Source organism: Cecembia sp. (assembly GCF_007126775.1).
GTDB lineage: Bacteria > Bacteroidota > Bacteroidia > Cytophagales > Cyclobacteriaceae > Cecembia.
In genome coordinates this window covers 1-18,158 of record NZ_SLAP01000136.1, presented here as the reverse complement: position 1 = coordinate 18,158, position 18,158 = coordinate 1, and the positions used below count along the sequence as shown (strand labels likewise).

General features: G+C 41.1%; 19 protein-coding genes. 9 read left to right on the top strand and 10 right to left on the bottom strand.

Annotation, left to right across the window (positions count from 1 at the left end; genetic code table 11):
• Window positions 1-170: 170 nt before the first annotated feature.
• The 3 genes from QZT73_RS09285 to rpsT form a co-directional block, all read right to left on the bottom strand.
• The gene (locus QZT73_RS09285; RefSeq protein WP_291787768.1) at window positions 171-791 is read right to left on the bottom strand and encodes a DUF1684 domain-containing protein; all 621 of its coding nucleotides are present in this window, start codon (window positions 789-791) and stop codon (window positions 171-173) included.
• A 2-nt stretch (window positions 792-793) separates the two neighbouring features.
• A complete protein-coding gene (gene radC, locus QZT73_RS09280) occupies window positions 794-1,492 on the bottom strand; it encodes a DNA repair protein RadC (RefSeq protein WP_291777253.1) in 699 nt (232 codons plus the stop codon).
• Between the two features lie 146 nt (window positions 1,493-1,638).
• Window positions 1,639-1,893, bottom strand: coding sequence for a 30S ribosomal protein S20 (gene rpsT, locus QZT73_RS09275; RefSeq protein ID WP_291777250.1), 255 nt, complete (start codon window positions 1,891-1,893; stop codon window positions 1,639-1,641).
• 202 nt (window positions 1,894-2,095) lie between these two features.
• On the opposite strand from rpsT, the gene QZT73_RS09270 reads away from it, so the two are divergent.
• Complete coding sequence (locus QZT73_RS09270) at window positions 2,096-3,112, top strand: zinc dependent phospholipase C family protein (RefSeq protein ID WP_291787766.1); 1,017 nt, start codon at window positions 2,096-2,098, stop codon at window positions 3,110-3,112.
• A 27-nt stretch (window positions 3,113-3,139) separates the two neighbouring features.
• Here the strand turns inward: QZT73_RS09270 and QZT73_RS09265 are convergent, their stop codons facing one another.
• Window positions 3,140-4,450, bottom strand: a complete 1,311-nt coding sequence (locus QZT73_RS09265) for a pyridoxal phosphate-dependent aminotransferase (RefSeq protein ID WP_291777244.1) — start codon at window positions 4,448-4,450, stop codon at window positions 3,140-3,142.
• Window positions 4,451-4,678: 228 nt separating this feature from the next.
• On the opposite strand from QZT73_RS09265, the gene QZT73_RS09260 reads away from it, so the two are divergent.
• From QZT73_RS09260 to QZT73_RS09235, 6 genes are all read left to right on the top strand, one after another.
• Entirely contained in the window at window positions 4,679-5,584 is a 906-nt protein-coding gene (locus QZT73_RS09260) for an EboA domain-containing protein (RefSeq protein ID WP_291777240.1), read from the top strand.
• Window positions 5,585-5,647: 63 nt separating this feature from the next.
• A complete protein-coding gene (locus tag QZT73_RS09255; protein WP_291777237.1) occupies window positions 5,648-6,559 on the top strand; it encodes a TatD family hydrolase in 912 nt (303 codons plus the stop codon).
• Window positions 6,560-6,562: 3 nt separating this feature from the next.
• Window positions 6,563-7,477, top strand: a complete 915-nt coding sequence (eboC, locus tag QZT73_RS09250; protein ID WP_291787765.1) for a UbiA-like protein EboC — start codon at window positions 6,563-6,565, stop codon at window positions 7,475-7,477.
• A gap of 22 nt (window positions 7,478-7,499) precedes the next feature.
• Complete coding sequence (locus QZT73_RS09245; protein WP_291777231.1) at window positions 7,500-8,645, top strand: 3-dehydroquinate synthase; 1,146 nt, start codon at window positions 7,500-7,502, stop codon at window positions 8,643-8,645.
• 10 nt (window positions 8,646-8,655) lie between these two features.
• Window positions 8,656-9,867 carry a metabolite traffic protein EboE gene (gene eboE, locus QZT73_RS09240; RefSeq protein ID WP_291787764.1) on the top strand — a complete coding sequence of 404 codons (1,212 nt, stop codon included), beginning with the start codon at window positions 8,656-8,658 and terminating at the stop codon, window positions 9,865-9,867.
• A complete protein-coding gene (locus QZT73_RS09235) occupies window positions 9,864-11,237 on the top strand; it encodes a nucleotide pyrophosphatase/phosphodiesterase family protein (protein WP_291777225.1) in 1,374 nt (457 codons plus the stop codon). The genes eboE and QZT73_RS09235 overlap by 4 nt, the downstream gene beginning before the upstream one ends.
• A gap of 9 nt (window positions 11,238-11,246) precedes the next feature.
• Here the strand turns inward: QZT73_RS09235 and QZT73_RS09230 are convergent, their stop codons facing one another.
• Both QZT73_RS09230 and ettA read right to left on the bottom strand, forming a co-directional pair.
• Window positions 11,247-11,420, bottom strand: a complete 174-nt coding sequence (locus tag QZT73_RS09230; protein ID WP_291777221.1) for a hypothetical protein — start codon at window positions 11,418-11,420, stop codon at window positions 11,247-11,249.
• 410 nt (window positions 11,421-11,830) lie between these two features.
• Window positions 11,831-13,510, bottom strand: coding sequence for an energy-dependent translational throttle protein EttA (gene ettA, locus QZT73_RS09225; RefSeq protein ID WP_291777219.1), 1,680 nt, complete (start codon window positions 13,508-13,510; stop codon window positions 11,831-11,833).
• 134 nt (window positions 13,511-13,644) lie between these two features.
• On the opposite strand from ettA, the gene QZT73_RS09220 reads away from it, so the two are divergent.
• Both QZT73_RS09220 and QZT73_RS09215 read left to right on the top strand, forming a co-directional pair.
• Window positions 13,645-14,892: a DUF349 domain-containing protein gene (locus tag QZT73_RS09220; protein ID WP_291777215.1), complete on the top strand. Its 1,248-nt coding sequence runs from the start codon at window positions 13,645-13,647 to the stop codon at window positions 14,890-14,892.
• A 77-nt stretch (window positions 14,893-14,969) separates the two neighbouring features.
• Window positions 14,970-15,191, top strand: a complete 222-nt coding sequence (locus tag QZT73_RS09215) for a DUF2795 domain-containing protein (protein WP_008625540.1) — start codon at window positions 14,970-14,972, stop codon at window positions 15,189-15,191.
• 27 nt (window positions 15,192-15,218) lie between these two features.
• On the opposite strand, the gene QZT73_RS09210 is transcribed toward QZT73_RS09215, so the two are convergent.
• The 4 genes from QZT73_RS09210 to QZT73_RS09195 all read right to left on the bottom strand — a co-directional run.
• Window positions 15,219-15,944, bottom strand: a complete 726-nt coding sequence (locus QZT73_RS09210; RefSeq protein ID WP_291787770.1) for a LytTR family transcriptional regulator DNA-binding domain-containing protein — start codon at window positions 15,942-15,944, stop codon at window positions 15,219-15,221.
• A 5-nt stretch (window positions 15,945-15,949) separates the two neighbouring features.
• On the bottom strand, window positions 15,950-16,987 hold the full coding sequence (locus QZT73_RS09205) for a histidine kinase (protein WP_291787762.1): 1,038 nt from the start codon (window positions 16,985-16,987) through the stop codon (window positions 15,950-15,952).
• A gap of 9 nt (window positions 16,988-16,996) precedes the next feature.
• Window positions 16,997-17,791, bottom strand: coding sequence for a DUF5668 domain-containing protein (locus tag QZT73_RS09200; RefSeq protein WP_291778092.1), 795 nt, complete (start codon window positions 17,789-17,791; stop codon window positions 16,997-16,999).
• 122 nt (window positions 17,792-17,913) lie between these two features.
• A partial coding sequence (locus QZT73_RS09195) for a 2-C-methyl-D-erythritol 4-phosphate cytidylyltransferase (protein ID WP_291787760.1) occupies window positions 17,914-18,158 on the bottom strand: 245 nt, incomplete at its 5' end.

The following is an 18,158-nucleotide window of genomic DNA, read 5'->3' as shown; positions in this document are numbered from 1 at the left end:
ATTTGCAGAAAACCGAGTTCGATTTATTCCATTCAGTTTAGGCCTTAGCTTGGGAAAAAGTTTTTGAGGGATAAGATCTTTGTGATTTATTTCTACTTACCACTTCCTAAATACTTGGTACTCTTGCTTCTTGCCTCTTGTTTCTTGTCTCTAAAGTCTCGCTTCTCCCATCAATCCTTCTTATAATCCTTCTCCCCTGCCCTTATCGGGATTTCCAAAATATTTTCTCTGGGAGGCAATGGACAAGCGTAATCTGGATTATAAGCACAATAGGGATTATAGGCCATATTAAAGTCAATGGTAATACTGTTTTTGCCGTCCTGCCGGAGATTGATATACCTTCCACCTCCATAAGTTTCCTCCCCGCTGGTATCATCAGCAAAGGCCAGGAAAAAATTCCTTTTATCGGATTCTTTGGCTGCCTGCAACAACAATAGCCGCAGGGGTTGACCATTTAATTGAAATTCGGCATAAGAGTGTTTGAGGTATTTTTCAACCGTACCATCCGTCATAGGAATTTCGAGCATCCTCCTGTCTTCTGCAGGAACCATCTTGGCTCTTATCCTGTAAGACATATCTATGGGATAAAAACTCAAAGAAGTCAGTTCACTTTTTTGATGGTCCTCTAAGGGGGAATCCAGGTTGAACTTCAGAAACCTAAACTGCCTTTCCCGCTCTTTTTGAATGTTTTCTACATAAATCTCTTCATCGGTGGACCTGGTCAAAGTGTACCAGAATGCCAGCCCCACCACTACGAAAATACCAATAATTAAAATATTTCTTTTTTGCATGACTATATCAAACCTTCATCTGAAAAGCTAAAATAGGCAACATCCGTGAAAATGATATGATCCAAGACGGGTACTTCTAGATTTTGACCTACTGATTTTAGCCTAGAGGTCAAACGCCTATCCTGTTCAGAAGGTTTTATATTTCCCGAGGGATGGTTATGGACTAATATCATGGAAGAAGCAAGGTTGTCCAAAGCATGCTTAAATATAATTTTGGGATCGGCAATCGTTCCGCTTATTCCTCCTTTACTGATTAACTGTTTCTTGATTACATGATTGCTCCTGTTTAACAAAATCACATAAAAATGTTCAATAGGTTCATCCAATAATTCTGGCTTCATCAAATGGTATACATCAGCCGAAGAGCTGATCTTAACCCTTTTGGGCACCTCATTGATGAGTTTTCTTCTTCTTCCCAATTCAAGTGCGGAAACCACCGTAATCGCTTTTGCCTCACCTATACCTTTGAACTTTTTGAGGTCAGACACGCTCATTTTGGCCAATAGGGACAGGTCATGATTGGCAGAGGCTAATATATGCTTGGCCAAATCTACGGCACTGAGTGATCTGGTCCCGGAACCCAGCAAGATGGCCAAAAGCTCTGCATCTGAAAGTACTGATTTACCTTTTAGCAATAATTTTTCCCTAGGCCGGTCTTCTTCTGCCAAAAGAGAAATCTTGATCGATGTATAATCTTCCATAAAAACCAACGTTAAAAAGTCAAACATCCATTTGAAAGCCTGATTATAGTAGGCGCATTAGGAGATTTTAAAATTAACTGATGTATCTAAACAAAAAAAGTCCTGACCGCAAGGTCAGGACCATTTAATCGGATAATTTTATGGAATTAGGCCAATGAGTTGACCAATTTAGTCAATTTTGACTTCTTATTAGAAGCATTGTTTTTGTGAATGATATTCTTTTTGGCAAGTTTATCAATCATAGATGTAACAGTTTTCAACAATTCCTGTGCCTCTGACTTGTCAGTAGTAGTCTTCAATCTTTTGATGAAGGTTCTGGTAGTCTTATGCTGATACCTGTTTCTCAAACGCTTGGCTTCGTTTGCACGGATTCTTTTAAGTGCCGATTTGTGATTTGCCATATCTTTTAAACTTAGATTCTTTTTTTGCCCCAGTTCTAAATGGAGTGCAAATGTAATATATTAATTTTGAAACACAAAAGGATTTCCACACTAAACCTTGTTAAGCCTGAAAATCGGTAATATTATTATAAATACCGCTGTAAGTGTGCAAAGGTAACATATTTTTATTTCACAATTTCGAGAGAATTGATTATTTTTAAACATGAGGTATTTTTTCACTTTTTTTATATGGGTCGCTTTTCAGCCGATTGAACTTTTCAGCTGGGGGTTTTTCGCACATAGAAAAATCAACAGGCAGGCGGTTTATTCTTTGCCTCCTGAAATGATCGGTTTTTTTAAATACCACATCAATTATATCAGCGAAAATGCTGTGAATCCCGACCGAAGGAGATATGCTGTATTAGGAGAAGCGGAAAAGCATTATTTAGACGCGGATGCTTATGGAGACAGCGCTGTATACAAACTCCCCAGATACTGGCATCAAGCGCTTGAACAATATTCCGAAGAAGAGTTGCGTCAAAAAGGTATTGGCCCCTGGAATGTTTACCGCACCCAACTTTCTCTTACTGAGGCTTTCAAAAAAAGAGACATCAAAGCCATATTGAGAATTACTGCTGATTTAGGCCATTACATCGCCGATATGAATGTGCCGCTCCATACCACCAAAAACTATAATGGACAATTGACCAATCAATATGGTATCCATGGGTTTTGGGAAAGCAGGATTCCGGAATTATTGGCAGAAGATTATGATTTTTTTGTTGGCAAAGCCATTTACCTGGAAAAACCGCAATATAGCATATGGGATGCGGTCGAGAAGGCCCACGCTGCCTTAGATTCTGTTTTGTATTTCGAAAAAATCGTAAGTAGCCGCTTTTCAGAAGATAAGAAATACAGCTATGAAGAAAGGAATGGCATCAATACCAGGGTATATTCCAAAGATTTCACCAAAGCTTACCATGAACTTTTGGATGGACAGGTGGAAAGACAGATGAAAAGGGCCATCAAAATGACAGCTGATTTTTGGTACACCGCCTGGGTCAATGCCGGACAACCTGACCTCAATGCTTTGGTCAATATACAAATGGAACTTCCCGAGGAAAAATTCGAGTACAGAGAACCATTGGATGTAAGAGAACATGAGGGATTTTCCAGTATACCCTCTGCAAAAACCCTAAAACAAGCATTTTTATCTTCCCTTTGGAGACCTGGACTATAATCCCAATTTTCAAAAATTATAAAGTACCTAGGCCGATTTCAGATAGGTCTTAATGGCCTTAGCTAAGTCTTGAAAGGTATTACGGAAAACCTGCTCATCTTCTTCTAATAGAGTCACCCTAAAACCCCTCAGGTCGGAACAAAATGAAGAAATTGGAACCACACAGATATGGTAAGCAGCCAATAAATAATAGACAAAGCGCTTATCAAGAGGCATATCCGGTTCTTGCTCCAACCATTCATCCAAAAGTTCTTTTACATTGGGGTCAGTAATAGGCAGAATCTGATCAGGCTTTAAGAAATCCGGATCAAAAACAATAGTATTGTAAAAAGCTCCTTTTGTGGGATTGAACTTCACGCCAGGAATACCTCCCAGAAGTTCCTCCATGATCTTACTCCTTCTTCCTATTTTTTCATTTTCAACTTTTCTGTAAGAAGCATATTTCGGATGACTCATAATCCTCGGAATGGAGAGCTGGGGAAGTATGGTAGAGCAAACCTCAATCATCTTCGCATTTTCCAAGGTCTGCACCAATTTGCTGAACTCCTTGGAAGCATTCCTGTTATAAAACTCCATCCATCCGCAGCGGGACCCAGGCCATGGAAATTCCTTTGAAATTCCTTTTAGAGAAATGGCCGGAAGTTCTCCGATAACTTCCGCCAAAGAGACTGCACTGACGCCATTGTAGGTAATGTTTTGATAAATCTCATCTGCAATAAGCAAGAGTTTAAATGATTCCGCTATCCTGACAAATCCTTCTAGAACTTCTCTGGGGTAGACCATTCCAGTAGGGTTGTCCGGATTGATGATCAAGATTCCAACCACAGAAGGATTATATTTGACTTTATTGTACAAATCCTCCATATCAGGAAGCCATTGGTTATCAGGATCCAACTTGTAAGTAATTGGAGCCGTATTGGCATGGGCGGCTTCAGCTGAGCTATGGGTGCTGTATGCTGGAGATGGCCCTATGATTCTGGCCGTTGGAATCAAAAATTGATATAATTTGGCTATGGCATCCCCCAAACCATTGAAAAACAAAACATCCTCTTCTGTAATCTGAGCCCCAGCCTTGCTGTTGTTCAGTTCAGCCAAAAACTTTCTGGTTTCAAGAACCCCTTTGGAATCAGCATAGCCATAGCTCTTATCCTGAGATACCAAATCCGAAACGATCGCTTTCATCCATTCCGGAACTTTATTGTTTTTATGAATGGGATCACCAATATTTTCCCATGTAATTTCATGGCCAAATGATGCTATCATCCTGGCCTTTTTCACAATGCCTCTAATCTCGTAAGTAAGCTCTTCCGCTCCTGGTCTTAGCAATAAGTTCCTCATAATACTGGGGTAGGTATAAATGGCAAATAAACAAAAAAGCCTGCTTTCGATTTAGCTTTTTAAAAGGATTTATTAAGAAAATAAGAAAGTTTAACCACCAAAAAAGAAAAAAATCCACCTATGGGAATTGAAGCTATTTTTTCTCAAGCCTCCTTCCAAGTGTGGGTTTAATCTTTAAATTTACACTTAGTTTGCAAACAGAGAATATTCCCAATTAATCATAAGGTAATGTCAGCATCTAATTTATCTCCGCAGGTAATAGACTATTTGATTGATCTGCTCAGCACACAGGCTGAAGCGGATTCCATGAATTGGTTGAAAAACCAAAGCGGAGAAATCAAGGGGAGCGCCAAAGCTATGAAGCTTTATATCGCTTTTGGTAAGGCTTCAAGGCATTTTGATAAAGTTCCTTTACAGGTAAGTGAAGCCCAAACCAAGGAAGCTGAACAGCATAGAAAAGGTTTTACCCCCTCCGCCTGGGATAAATTACAGACTGCAAGGGCGATTTTGATTTTGTCTTATCCACAAACAGATGAAGGACTCTGGTTCAAAACCATGAACCAGTTGTTTGAAACCGGGGACATGCAGGAACTTAAGAGTCTTTATGCAGCACTGCCGATCCTGCCATTCCAGGACAAACTGTTAGAAAGAGCCATTGAAGGTCTAAGGACCAATATGACTTTGGTTTTTGATGCGGTTTCCCTGGACAATCCTTATCCATCGGAATATTTCGACGAGAGGGCATGGAATCAGATGTTGCTAAAGGCTGTCTTTATGCAAAGGCCTTTATTTCTGATCCAAAATGCGGATCAACGTGCCAATGAAAACCTGGCCAGCATCCTGATTGACTTTGCCCATGAAAGATGGGCTGCGGGACGGAACGTAATGCCGGAATTATGGAGATATGTAGCACCATTCTTCAATGATTCTAGGTTGGAAGACATCGAAAAAGCAGTGGATAGCGATGATATTATGGAAAAACAAGGGGCTTTATTGGCCTGTCATCAATCTCCCTTCCCAAAAGCAAAAGCATATCTCTCTAAATTCCCTGAAATCCAGAGGGATATCAAGGCAGGAAAGATTACCTGGGAATCCATAGGCAAAACCTTTGCTGAAACCTTGATCAAAAATTAAAAAAACTCAAACCTAAGGGCACTGAGTGAAAGCCCGATGATAAAACAATAAACCTGAAAAATTATGGAAATGTACATAGATCCCCACCTTCACGCGGTATCCAGAACCACAGATGATTATGAAGCCATGAGAAAGGCGGGAGTAGTTGCGATTATTGAGCCTGCTTTTTGGCTGGGTCAGCCCAGAACAGAAGTTGGCAGTTTTAAAGACTATTTCAGCACTTTGGTGGGCTGGGAACGCTTCCGCGCCAAGCAGTTTGGTATCGTACATTACTGTACTATCGGATTGAATTCAAAAGAAGCCAATAATGAAGCCCTCGCTGAAGAGGTAATGGAATTGTTACCCTTATATGCCACCAAAGAAGGTGTAGTGGCCATTGGTGAAATCGGGTACGACGACCAAACAGCCGCAGAAGACAAATACTACAGACTTCAATTGGAACTGGCCAAAGAAGTGGAGTTACCGGTCCTCATCCATACCCCTCACAGAGATAAAAAGAAAGGTACTACAAGAAGTATGGATGTAAGTGAGGAGCATGGACTGCCCCCACAGATGGTGATCGTGGACCACAACAATGAAGAAACTGTAAAGGAAGTATTGGACAGGGGCTATTGGGCGGCATTTACTATCTACCCTCATACCAAAATGGGCAGTGATAGGATGGTAGAAATTGTAAAGAAATACGGACCTGAACGCATCATAGTGGACTCTGCAGCAGATTGGGGCATCAGTGACCCGCTTGCAGTCCCTAAAACTGCTGCTTTGATGCGCAAAAATGGAATTCCAGAAGAACATATCAGAATGACCTGTTACCAAAACGCACTGACGGCTTATTCCCAAAGCGGACAAATGGAAGAATCAGATTGGTTAGCGCCTGAACCAGTTGACCAAAGACTGAAACATGCAGGCAATTCAGTGCTACGTGGCGGTCAAACACCGAGAGTTGAAGGTTCTTCCGAAGCTGTGGAAAATTAACCTATGGCAGCTTTAAATATCAAAGCCTACCTACAGCTCACAAGACCTGCCAACATCATCACAGCCATTGCCGATATTTGGGCTGGCTTTGCTGTTTCCGGTGCTGCAGCATTATTGTTCTCTCAAGATACCGAAACAGGAGACAATTACATTCTCCCATTGATCTGGTTATCCCTATCCACCATAGGCTTATACGGGGGAGGCGTAGCCTTCAATGATGTATTTGATGCCAAATTGGATGCCATAGAGCGGCCGGAGCGGCCCATCCCGAGCGGAAAGGTAAAGCAAAGCCATGCCGCATGGATGGCTGCTGTACTGATAGTGTTCGGGGTTTTGGCTGCCTTCCAAGTCAATCCTTGGAGCGGTTTCATTGCCCTAGCTGTGGGTTTATTGGCCGTACTTTATGATGCCTGGGGAAAGCATCAAGCGATTATCGGACCAATCAACATGGGTCTTTGTAGAACAGGCAATTTACTATTGGGCATTTCAGTCATTCCAGCGCTTTTATTTGATTTCTGGGCTTTGGGTCTGATCCCTTTGGCTTATGTATCTGCCATCACCATGATTAGCAGGGGTGAAGTTCATGGAAAAAACAAAAATGCCCTCATTGGTGGTCTAAGTATTTATATCCTAATCATTGCTTCGCTCCTTTTCATTGCCTTTTTAGAGGATAATGCAGGATGGGTGGTCATTCCTTTTGTAGGTTTGTTTGCCTATATGATTCTGCCTCCACTAATCAAGGCCTTGCGGTTGCAACAGCCCCAGCTTATTGGAAAATCAGTTAAAGCTGCCGTTATTTCTCTGATCATCCTGAATGCTTCCCTTGCTGCCAGTTTCTCAGGCTGGTGGGTAGGGCTCTGCATTTTGATCCTACTTCCTATTTCACTAAGATTGGCAAAAATATTTGCCGTAACTTGATGCTTCAACGCCTCGATAAAAAATGACACATACAGTACTTCAACAGGCCTTTGCAGTCAATTTCCAATACAAGGTATGCTTTACCCATGGCCTGTTTGATCCAAACAATAGCCTTTTGGCGGAACATCTCAGGACTGAAAACCCAGCAAAGGTTTTAGTCGTCCTGGACCAAGGCCTTACTGAAGCACACCCTGATCTGATTTCCAAGCTGGAGCAATATTTTGAAGCTAACAAAAAGGATATTTCCCTTTGTGCAGCCCCAATGATTGTACCTGGAGGGGAAGCTTCCAAAAACGATGAAAACCTGGTCAGGCAAATTGTAGAAGCCACCCACCTGCAAGCCATAGACCGGCATTCTTATATCATGGCCATAGGCGGTGGAGCGGTTTTGGATATGGTAGGTTTTGCTGCCGCTATTTCCCACCGAGGGGTGAGGCATATCAGAATCCCTACCACTGTTCTATCACAAAATGACTCTGGCGTAGGGGTAAAGAACAGCATCAACTATTTTGGAAAGAAAAATTACATAGGAACCTTCGCCACCCCTTATCTGGTCGTCAATGATTTTGATTTTCTAAAGACTTTGGATGACAGAGATTGGAGATCCGGTTTGTCAGAAGCCATCAAAGTGGCTCTGATCAAGGATGCGGACTTTTTCCAATGGATGGAAAAGCATGCCCATATTCTGGCCAGAAGAGAAATGGAGCCTATGAAGGAATCCATCATCCGCTGCGCACAGATGCACCTGGACCATATCTCCGGAAAAGATCCCTTTGAAATGGGTTCATCCAGGCCCTTGGACTTTGGACACTGGGCAGCCCATAAGCTGGAATACCTGACCAGCTTTGATTTAAGACATGGGGAAGCAGTGGCCATAGGTATCGCATTGGACAGTACCTATTCCTTTTTGAAAGGCTGGATAACAAAGGCTGATCTAGACAGAATTTTGAAATTGATCTCTGACCTGGGCTTCGATTTATTTGTTTCCGAACTGACAGGTGAAAACCTGATCAAAGGATTGGAGGAATTCAGGGAACACCTTGGGGGTAGACTGACCATCATGTTGCTGAAAGCCATTGGAAAAGGGGAAGAAGTGCATGAAATGGATCATATTTTGATTCAAAAGGCCATTACTTATCTGGAATCCATGCATAAAACCACCATGTGAATTGAAAATCATGCAGATACAGGAACATCATCTGAGTTATTGTAGCAATATCCATCCGGGCGAAACCTGGGAAGATACTTTCCAAAGCCTCAAGGATTACATTCCAAAAGTTAAAGCCAACCTGGGCATCCAAGGCCCTTTCGGTATTGGCCTCAGGCTTTCAAATCAGGCCAGCGAAATATTGATTTCCGCAGAAAAGCTGAGGGAGTTTCAAGACTGGTTAAGAAATGAAGATTGCTATGTTTTCACCATGAACGGCTTTCCTTATGGGGAATTCCATCATACAGTGGTCAAAGATAAGGTACACCAACCGGATTGGTCTACGGCTGCAAGGAAGGAATACACGCTCAGGCTTTTCCATATTCTGGAAACTTTGACTCCTTCTGGTCAAGAAGGCAGTATTTCCACCTCCCCCATTTCTTACCGGCATTGGTTTGATACCAGCTTGGAAAGGGATAAAGTGCTTCAAATCGCTTGCCAACAGTTGGCTGAAATTACTGCTGAATTGCACCATTTAGAGCAAAAAACACAGAAAACACTTCATTTGGATATAGAACCCGAACCCGATGGAATCTTGGAAAATACTGAGGAAGTACTTTGGTTTTTCAGGGATTGGTTGATTCCAAAAGGAGGCGCATGGCTGGTTGAGAAATTGGGCATTTCCTTAGCAGCAGCTGATAAGCTCCTTAAGCACCATATCCGGATCTGCTACGATGTTTGTCATTTTGCCATTGTTTACGAGAAGGTAGAAGACACCTTCGGTAAATTGCAGGAGGCGGGCATCAAAATTGGTAAAATCCAGATCTCAGCGGCCTTGAAAGTAGGTGTGCCGACAGATATAAAGGAAAGACAATTCCTGCAAACCAAACTCAAACCACTTGCAGAATCCACTTACCTGCATCAGGTAATTGGAAGAGATGCATCCGGACAACTCCAATCTTATCCAGACCTTCCAGAGGCGATCGCTATCCTGGACAAAACAGAAATGGAGGAAATGAGGATTCATTTTCACGTAACAGTTTTCTTATCACATTATGGGAACTTTTCCTCCACCCAATCCGACATTATCCATGTGCTGGAGGAGATTAAAAAAAATCCAGTCTGCAGCCATTTGGAAGTGGAAACTTACACTTGGGATGTGTTGGACAAGGTCCTCAGACAAGAACTCTCTTCCTCAATTACCCGTGAAATGGACTGGGTCATCAAAACTTTTGAAAAATGAAAAAAACCGTTGTCATCAATATTGTTGCTTTATCATCCAGATTGATCGGAGAACATACACCTTTTCTTAAAAAATGGATAGAAAAAAAGCAAAAGACTTTTATCCAACCCGTCTTACCTGCAGTGACCTGCTCTTCCCAGTCGGTTTACCTCACAGGAAAATGGCCTGAAGAAAACGGAATCGTCGGCAACGGTTGGTACTTCCGGGACGAATGCGAAATCAAATTCTGGAGACAGTCCAACCATCTGGTTCAGGCACCAAAAATCTGGGACAAGCTAAAGAATCATGACCCCAATTTTACCTGTGCCAACATGTTTTGGTGGTACAATATGTATTCTTCGGTGGATTATGCAGTTACCCCAAGGCCCTTGTACCCAGCGGATGGTAGAAAACTACCAGACATCCATAGTCAACCCATGAACCTGAGGGACAGGTTGCAGCAGGAGTTGGGACAGTTTCCGCTTTTCTCTTTTTGGGGACCCAATGCCAATATCGAATCCACCCAATGGATTGCCAAGGCTTCCAAAAAAGTAGACCAATGGTTCAATCCTACCCTGAACCTGATTTACCTTCCCCACTTGGATTATGGTTTGCAGCGCTACGGCCCGGACTTTGATAAAATCGGAAAGGACCTCAGGGAAATTGACAAGGTAGCAGAAGATCTGATCACTTATTTTGAAAAACAGGGAACTGAAGTCATTCTCTTATCTGAATATGGCATCACGGCTGTCAATAACCCTATCCATATCAACAGGATTTTAAGGAAAGAGGGCTGCATTGTGGTTAAAGATGAACTGGGAAGGGAAACCTTGGATTCCGGCACCTGCAAGGCATTTGCAGTGGCAGACCATCAATTGGCCCATGTCTATGTCAAAGACGAAGCGGACATTCCAGCTATCAAAAGTATGTTGGAAAGGGTGCCTGGAATTGAAAAAGTACTGGATAAGGAAGGTAAGCAAAAATACCACTTGGATCATCCAAGGGCTGGAGAACTGATTGCCGTAGCAGACAAAGATTCATGGTTTACCTATTACTTCTGGCTGGATGATAACAAGGCACCGGATTATGCGAGGACGGTAGATATTCACCGCAAGCCGGGCTATGATCCTGTTGAAACTTTGGCCGATCCGGAAATCAAATTCCTGAAGGGAAAAATCGGGATGAAGCTTTTGAAAAAGAAACTAGGATTCAGGTATTTGATGGACGTGATTTCTTTGGATGCCAGTTTGGTCAAGGGTTCACATGGCAGGATGCCGGAACATTCAATGGATTGGCCGATTTTTGTAGGGTCTCAAGCCAGTGAGCAAAATTCTGGGGAAATAGAACCTACCGAAGTATTTGAAAGGATATATAAAACGGTAATGAGATAAGAATTAGGCTTACCTTTTAGCCTTTTTACGCATCTTCACGGCTTGGGCAAAAAACAATACTGCACCTAATAAAAGCACCAAGCCTGTCACCCAAGTAGGCAAATAGACCACCTGGAAAATAAATTGGTTGAGAATTATTAAAGGCAGAAAGATAAAGAAGTAAATATTGTACAGTTTCTCCATATGAAGACGTTTAAATTATTGGAACAAAAATGCTAATCCTACCGAGCTTTGGATTTATTAATGTTTATGTACCATTGAATAATCTGAATGATATTGGAAAGCAATACAAATCCCATAGCCAAGGCAGACAAATGGGACCCACGTATCAGTGCCAATGTTCCTAAGGTCAATGCAACAATCCCTAAAATAATATTAAAAATCAATATCCCTTTCATCTGAACCTTTCCCCTAAAAATAGTGATATTTTTTAATTTTAAAATAACAGGTAATGTAATTTAAAAAAAACAGCCCACGTCAAAAACACGGGCCGTTTTCCCAATTCCAATTTTAGATATCCGAATTCAAGTCTTATTTCTTGATTCTTGTCTCTTGTTTCTCGCTTCTCGTTTCTAATCTCTAGCTTCTCACCTTTACCTAAGCTTCTTATACTTAATCCGCTTCGGGGTCACATCACCCAAGCGCTTTTTCTTGTTTTCCTCGTAATCGGAGAAGTTGCCCTCAAACCAATATACTTGGGAATCTCCTTCAAAAGCCAGGATATGCGTACAGATCCTATCAAGGAACCAACGGTCGTGGGAAATAATCACTGCACAACCACCAAAGTTCTCCAGTGCCTCTTCCAAAGCACGAAGGGTGTTCACATCCAAATCATTGGTAGGTTCGTCCAGAAGCAACAAGTTGCCACCTTCCTTAAGTGTCATGGCCAAATGCACCCTATTGCGCTCACCACCTGAAAGCAGGCCCAGCTTCTTCTCTTGATCTGATCCTGCAAAATTGAATCGGCTTACATAGGCCCTCGAGTTGATTTCTTTATTGCCTAATTTCATCAATTCATTTCCTTCCGAGATGGCCTGATAGACCGTCTTATTGGGGTCCAGGTTGTCATGTTCCTGATCCACATAAGCCAGTTTTACAGTTTCGCCTACTTCAAAATGTCCTGCATCAGGCTTTTCTTGGCCGGTTATCAATTTGAAGAGGGTTGACTTACCGGCTCCATTTGGTCCGATAATCCCGACGATACCACCTTGGGGCAGGCTGAAGGAAAGGTTTTCAAAAAGCAATTTGTCTCCATATGCCTTGGACACACCATTCACCTCGATCACTTTTGCTCCCAATCTTGGTCCTGGGGGAATATAAAGCTCTAATTTGGCTTCTTTTTCTTTGGACTCTTCGGAGACCAGTTTGTCATAAGCAGAAAGACGCGCCTTCCCTTTGGCTTGTTTGGCTTTTGGGGCCATGCGAATCCATTCCAGTTCCCTTTCCAATGTCTTTTGGCGCTTGGATTCGGTCTTTTCTTCTTTTTTTAATCTTTCCTGTTTTTGTTCCAACCATGAAGAATAATTGCCTTTCCATGGGATGCCTTCTCCCCTATCCAGTTCAAGGATCCATCCTGCAACATTATCCAGGAAATAACGGTCGTGGGTCACGGCAATCACCGTTCCCTTATATTGCTGTAAATGCTGCTCTAACCAAAGTACAGACTCTGCATCAAGGTGGTTGGTAGGTTCGTCAAGTAACAACACATCCGGTTCTTGTAGCAAAAGACGACATAAAGCGACCCTTCTCTTTTCACCACCTGATAAGTTACCAACAAGTGCCTCGCTCGGCGGAAGTCTTAGGGCATCCATAGCACGCTCCAGCATGGTGTCCAATTCCCATGCATTGGCAGCATCCAGCTTCTCCTGAACTTCTCCCTGCTGCTGGATGAGTTTATCCATAGCGTCTGGGTCTTCCATCAAGGCCGGATCCATAAATTTTTCATTGATGGCCTCAAATTCTTTAAGCAGCGCTACCGTTTCAGACACCGCCTCTTCAACAATTTCTTTGACAGTTTTATTGGGGTCAAGCTGGGGTTCCTGTTCCAACATCCCAACAGAAAAACCAGGTGACCAGACCACTTCTCCGATAAACTCCTTGTCCACACCCGCAATAATTCTTAGCAGGGAAGACTTACCCGATCCATTCAGACCCAGGACGCCGATTTTTGCACCATAAAAAAATGACAAGTAAATATCTTTTAGGACTTTTTTCTGAGGGGGGTATATTTTTGATACCCCTGCCATAGAAAATATAATTTTCTCGTTGCTCATAAAGCGATTTTTATTTATTTCCTGTTCAAAGAATGACAATGATGGCAAAAATAGGGCTTTCTTAGGATAAATGCTTTCGAATTAATTAATTTGCAAAAAATAACAAAGACTACCACACAACCTATTAAATCGAAATGGAGCATCCATACGGGTACATTAAAGATAACAAGGTTTATCTTAAGGGATTTTTGAATCAGCCTGACAGGGTGATTGGGGAAGTAAAAGAGGATGAGGTCTCGACTATCAAGTATTTTGAAGACAGATTTCAATCTTTACTGGAAAAAATCGAAGCGCTTAAAAAGGATATTGAAGAAAATCAGAACAAAGGTTCCTTTTTAATGAAGCTGGTGCATCTCAAAGATTCTCTATTGACCTATGATGCATTGGGTGATTTTTTACCACTCATTGAAGACCTTGAGCAGCTTCAAGCCTATTTGGAAGATATTATTCAAAAAAACAGAGCCAGAAACCTTGAAATCAAACAGGGACTTATTTTGGAGGCTGAGGCATTGAAAAACAGTACAGATTGGAAAGCAACAGCTGAAGAGCTAAAGAACCTGAAAATGCGCTGGATTAAAACCGGCCCGGTTGAAAAAGAGTTTGAGGAAGATATAGAAAGTAAGTTCAACACTGCTGTAGATACCTTTTTCGACAACAGGAAGCAATATTTTGAGGGTTTGGCAATTCAAGCTGAAGAAAACATCAAGGTATATGAACGCTTGGTAGTCGAAGCAAGAGCTGCTTTTGACAACCCGGATGCAAAACAGGCTTTTGAAATTTCCAAAAGAATCCAAAAAGAGTGGAAGGCATCAGGGAAAGTCCCTGCTGAAAGAAGACAACCTTTGTGGGATGAATTTTCCAAATTGAACAATAGAATATTCAGCAGATTTAAGAGGACCATGCAGAGTGGCCCACAAATGAAGCCTTGGGAATTGATCAAAAAGATGGAGTCCATGACTGAGGAAATGAAAAAATTGGCCAAATCTGAAACAAATCCTGTGGTGATTTCGTCTGCGAAGAGACTTCAGGCCGATTGGAAAAGGCTTCCTCAGAGAAAGCCTAGAGAAGCTAATTTGACCATGCGTTCATTTACCTTCTTTTCAGAGATTGTTTTTGAAAAGCTGTTCCTTGATAAATTGGCGCATTCCAAATATCAGGACTTTGATGAAAAGGAAATATCAGAACAGGACAGGATTAAAGCTTCAATACTAAAAGACCTGATTTACAGAGATGAAAATGAACTGAAGACCGTCAAAGAGAACTCGGAAAACTTCAGGACACAAGAGGCTGATTTTGAAATGATGCTGAGAAGAAAAATAGGTGCCTTTAAAAGAAAAATTGAAGTAAAAAATTTTATCCTGAAGGAACTTTCAAATAAATAATGAGTTAACAATTGAAAATTTAAAACAATTTCTATTTTTGCGTGCCGTTAAGGCGGTGAACATAAACTCGGAAAATTATGTATTGGACATTAGAATTGGCATCTTATCTGGAAGATGCACCTTGGCCGGCTACTAAAGATGAATTGATTGATTACGCAATTCGTTCAGGTGCTCCTTTGGAGGTTGTAGAAAACCTTCAGGAATTGGAGGATGATGGCGAACCCTACGAAAATATCGAAGAAATTTGGCCCGATTATCCAACAAAAGACGACTTCTTTTTTAACGAAGACGAATATTGAAAAAAGCCCTTAATGGGCTTTTTCCCGTTATATTCCGAGAACTGATTTGAGTTTAGGAAGACCTGTTTTGCTGACGGGTATTTTTGCGCCATTTCTTAGAATCAAATGATGGGAGTCTTTTTCGTAAGGTTCAATTTTGTGGATCTCTTGGATTTTCACCATGAAGGATCGGTGTACCCTGACAAATTGTGATGAATCCAAATTTTTCTCATAAAAAGTGAGCGTTTTATTTTTTAAAAATTTACCTTCCTTGGTGTAGATGTTCACATAATCGTCATTAGCCTCCAGATAAAGTACTTCGGAAACAGGTATAATCTTGATTTGATTTTTATTTTTGAGTACGATCCTATCTGTATTATCAGGAGTTTGATCTTGTTGGTTAGGTTCATGTGCAGCATTGGGATTGGATTGTCCAAACTTTTCAATTGATTTTTGAAACCTCGTTTTTGAAATTGGTTTAAGAAGATAGTCAATGGCATGGGCATCAAAAGCTTTCATAGCATAGTTATCAAAAGCTGTAGTAAAAATTACTGCAGGTGGATTTTCCAAAAGTTCGAGTAGTTCAAGACCATTGATCTTTGGCATTTGAATGTCCAAAAAAATCAAATCCGGACTTAGTTCCTGTATGGCTTTCAGTCCTTCAAAGCCATTATAACATATCCCAACAATTTCAAATTGCGGATAGTCCTCCAAGTATTCTCTGATAATTTCCGTTGCCAATGGTTCATCATCTATAATCAAGGTGCGGGTCATCATATCTAAATTTGTGGGATTTTGATGTCAACTGTAAATGTACTTCTGCCTTCTTGTACCTTTAAGAGATCATTTCTTCCAAAAATAAGAAAAAGACGTCTGTTTACCGCCTCAAGTCCAAACCCGCTTCCTTTGGATTTTCCTGCTTCTTGATTGAATGGATTACTGATACTTACTGCAAGGTATTCGCCCTTTTTTTCAAATGAGACTTTGATGGCCACTTCACCCGTAACTCCATACAGACCATGTTTGATGGCATTTTCAAGTATGGGTTGAATCAACAATTGCGGGAGCTTCAGTCCCTCGGCCTCCTCGGACAGTTGGAAGTCTGTTGTAAGTCTATGTCCAAACCTAACTTTTTCAATAGCCAAAAAGAGTTCAAGGTATTCTTTTTCTTCAGAAACCATAATCCATTTGTTGTTTCCTTTGTTGATGGTGCCCCGCAGAAAATCAGCCAATTGAAAAATCATTTCCCTTGCCTTTTCAGGATTGGACTTGATTAAAGCACTCATGGAGTTAAGGCTATTGAATAGAAAGTGAGGTTGCAATTGCTGTTTGAGGTGATATAATTCCGCCTCCTTGGCCATTTCCTGGATTTTATCCAGTCTTTCTTTTGCTTCAATCTGATCTTCAATTTGTCCATATATGACTAAAATTGAAGCCCAGGCGACTAGTATAATAAATACAATAAAGACTTTTAAGGGAAGGAGTTTTTCTGAAAAAAGGAGGTATTCCTGATGGTTTTGGAGCAAAATCCCAATCAAAAATCTACTGAAGAATACAATCCCAACCGAAGTGATCAAGGGTATGCCAATGATGAGCCATCTTTGGTGGTTTTTGGGAGAGAAATACTTGAATACATTTTCTAAAATCAATATTCCAAACAAAAGCATTGCTGTCAAACAAAGTGTTTCGATAATTGATGCATTCAATGGTTGACCATAAAAACTGAGGAGAAAAGTTAAAGCGGTAATCCATATCAGGATTACCGCTAAAATAATCAGCCAGTTGAGTTTTGAAAATGAAGCTAATCTCTGGAGCATACGGTTGTATTAGAAGGATTTGATTTCAACACCTCCAAATATCACAGATCCGTAGATTTTGAGTGTTTTTGTCTCCACTGCAGGTACAGGCTGATACATCCTTTTATCCTCAACGCCAGCAAAGATATTGGTTACATTGATCTGAAGGTCCCAATTGGAAGGGACAATTAGCTTTACCCCCCCAAATGCCACCTCTACATTAATTGCAGCGCCATCGGCCAAATCTGCCTGCGTCAGGTCAATGTCAACACCACCAAAAATAGCACTCACTTTACCCCCTCTTAGTTTTTTGCTCATTACTCTTCTTTCAATGCCAGTAAAAAGCGCCTGGGCATCCAAATACTCAGACTGATCGGTAGATTTGTAAGTTCCTGTCAAATCATCATCAATGTCCATACCCAAATTTGATCCCAGTTCTGAGGAGGATTGATTAAAATTTTTCCTGGCATTTAAAAAGCTTTGTTCAAAAATCTTGCGGTCAGAATTTCTTTTGATGATCAAATAAATACCTAAGGTTATCAGTCCTAAGGGGATAACATAGGGGAAGATATTGAAAGGAAGATTGAAGTTTTTTACAAGAAGAAAAAACCCTCCAAATGCTATCATGAATAAACCAAAACCACTTTTGAAATTGCTCTTGATACTGACAATTAGCCCAATAGCAATCAAAATCATTGGCCAGGTAGTAACCCAACTGGGGAACCAAATGCCCAGAGTTCTCAATAAAATAACGCCTCCAATAAGGACCAAAATCACTCCGACGGTGATATCATTATTTTTTGCTGGATAGTTTGACTTTGCCATAATGCTATAAATTTGAGTTTTAATTTGAACAAATCTACTTCAGAAAAAACAGTCTTCCTTTTCAAAAAAGGCAAAGCCAGGAAGAAACTCGGTGAATGCCCTTATTCAGTCGGTGAAATTTTTCAGGAATTTTTACCGATCAAAAAACCAGCAAAATCCATATCCTCTGGCGTGGTAATTTTTATATTTTCCAAATTTCCTGAAATAAGTTCCACTTGCCAGCCCTGATATTCATAGACAGTAGCATCATCAGTGAATACCGCGAGTTCATCTACCTTAAAAGCTTTTTTTATCCGGTCCAATTGAAATGTTTGCGGAGTTTGGACAAGCCTGAAGCTTTGTCTGTCCTGGAAAACCGAAGCTCCAT

Bases quoted from the DNA above. Each gene is read 5' to 3' on its own strand.
- QZT73_RS09285 (WP_291787768.1), bottom strand. From the start codon at position 791: ATGCAAAAAAGAAATATTTTAATTATTGGTATTTTCGTAGTGGTGGGG.
- radC (WP_291777253.1), bottom strand. From the start codon at position 1,492: ATGGAAGATTATACATCGATCAAGATTTCTCTTTTGGCAGAAGAAGAC.
- rpsT (WP_291777250.1), bottom strand. From the start codon at position 1,893: ATGGCAAATCACAAATCGGCACTTAAAAGAATCCGTGCAAACGAAGCC.
- QZT73_RS09270 (WP_291787766.1), top strand. From the start codon at position 2,096: ATGAGGTATTTTTTCACTTTTTTTATATGGGTCGCTTTTCAGCCGATT.
- QZT73_RS09265 (WP_291777244.1), bottom strand. From the start codon at position 4,450: ATGAGGAACTTATTGCTAAGACCAGGAGCGGAAGAGCTTACTTACGAG.
- QZT73_RS09260 (WP_291777240.1), top strand. From the start codon at position 4,679: ATGTCAGCATCTAATTTATCTCCGCAGGTAATAGACTATTTGATTGAT.
- QZT73_RS09255 (WP_291777237.1), top strand. From the start codon at position 5,648: ATGGAAATGTACATAGATCCCCACCTTCACGCGGTATCCAGAACCACA.
- eboC (WP_291787765.1), top strand. From the start codon at position 6,563: ATGGCAGCTTTAAATATCAAAGCCTACCTACAGCTCACAAGACCTGCC.
- QZT73_RS09245 (WP_291777231.1), top strand. From the start codon at position 7,500: ATGACACATACAGTACTTCAACAGGCCTTTGCAGTCAATTTCCAATAC.
- eboE (WP_291787764.1), top strand. From the start codon at position 8,656: ATGCAGATACAGGAACATCATCTGAGTTATTGTAGCAATATCCATCCG.
- QZT73_RS09235 (WP_291777225.1), top strand. From the start codon at position 9,864: ATGAAAAAAACCGTTGTCATCAATATTGTTGCTTTATCATCCAGATTG.
- QZT73_RS09230 (WP_291777221.1), bottom strand. From the start codon at position 11,420: ATGGAGAAACTGTACAATATTTACTTCTTTATCTTTCTGCCTTTAATA.
- ettA (WP_291777219.1), bottom strand. From the start codon at position 13,510: ATGAGCAACGAGAAAATTATATTTTCTATGGCAGGGGTATCAAAAATA.
- QZT73_RS09220 (WP_291777215.1), top strand. From the start codon at position 13,645: ATGGAGCATCCATACGGGTACATTAAAGATAACAAGGTTTATCTTAAG.
- QZT73_RS09215 (WP_008625540.1), top strand. From the start codon at position 14,970: ATGTATTGGACATTAGAATTGGCATCTTATCTGGAAGATGCACCTTGG.
- QZT73_RS09210 (WP_291787770.1), bottom strand. From the start codon at position 15,944: ATGACCCGCACCTTGATTATAGATGATGAACCATTGGCAACGGAAATT.
- QZT73_RS09205 (WP_291787762.1), bottom strand. From the start codon at position 16,987: ATGCTCCAGAGATTAGCTTCATTTTCAAAACTCAACTGGCTGATTATT.
- QZT73_RS09200 (WP_291778092.1), bottom strand. From the start codon at position 17,791: ATGGCAAAGTCAAACTATCCAGCAAAAAATAATGATATCACCGTCGGA.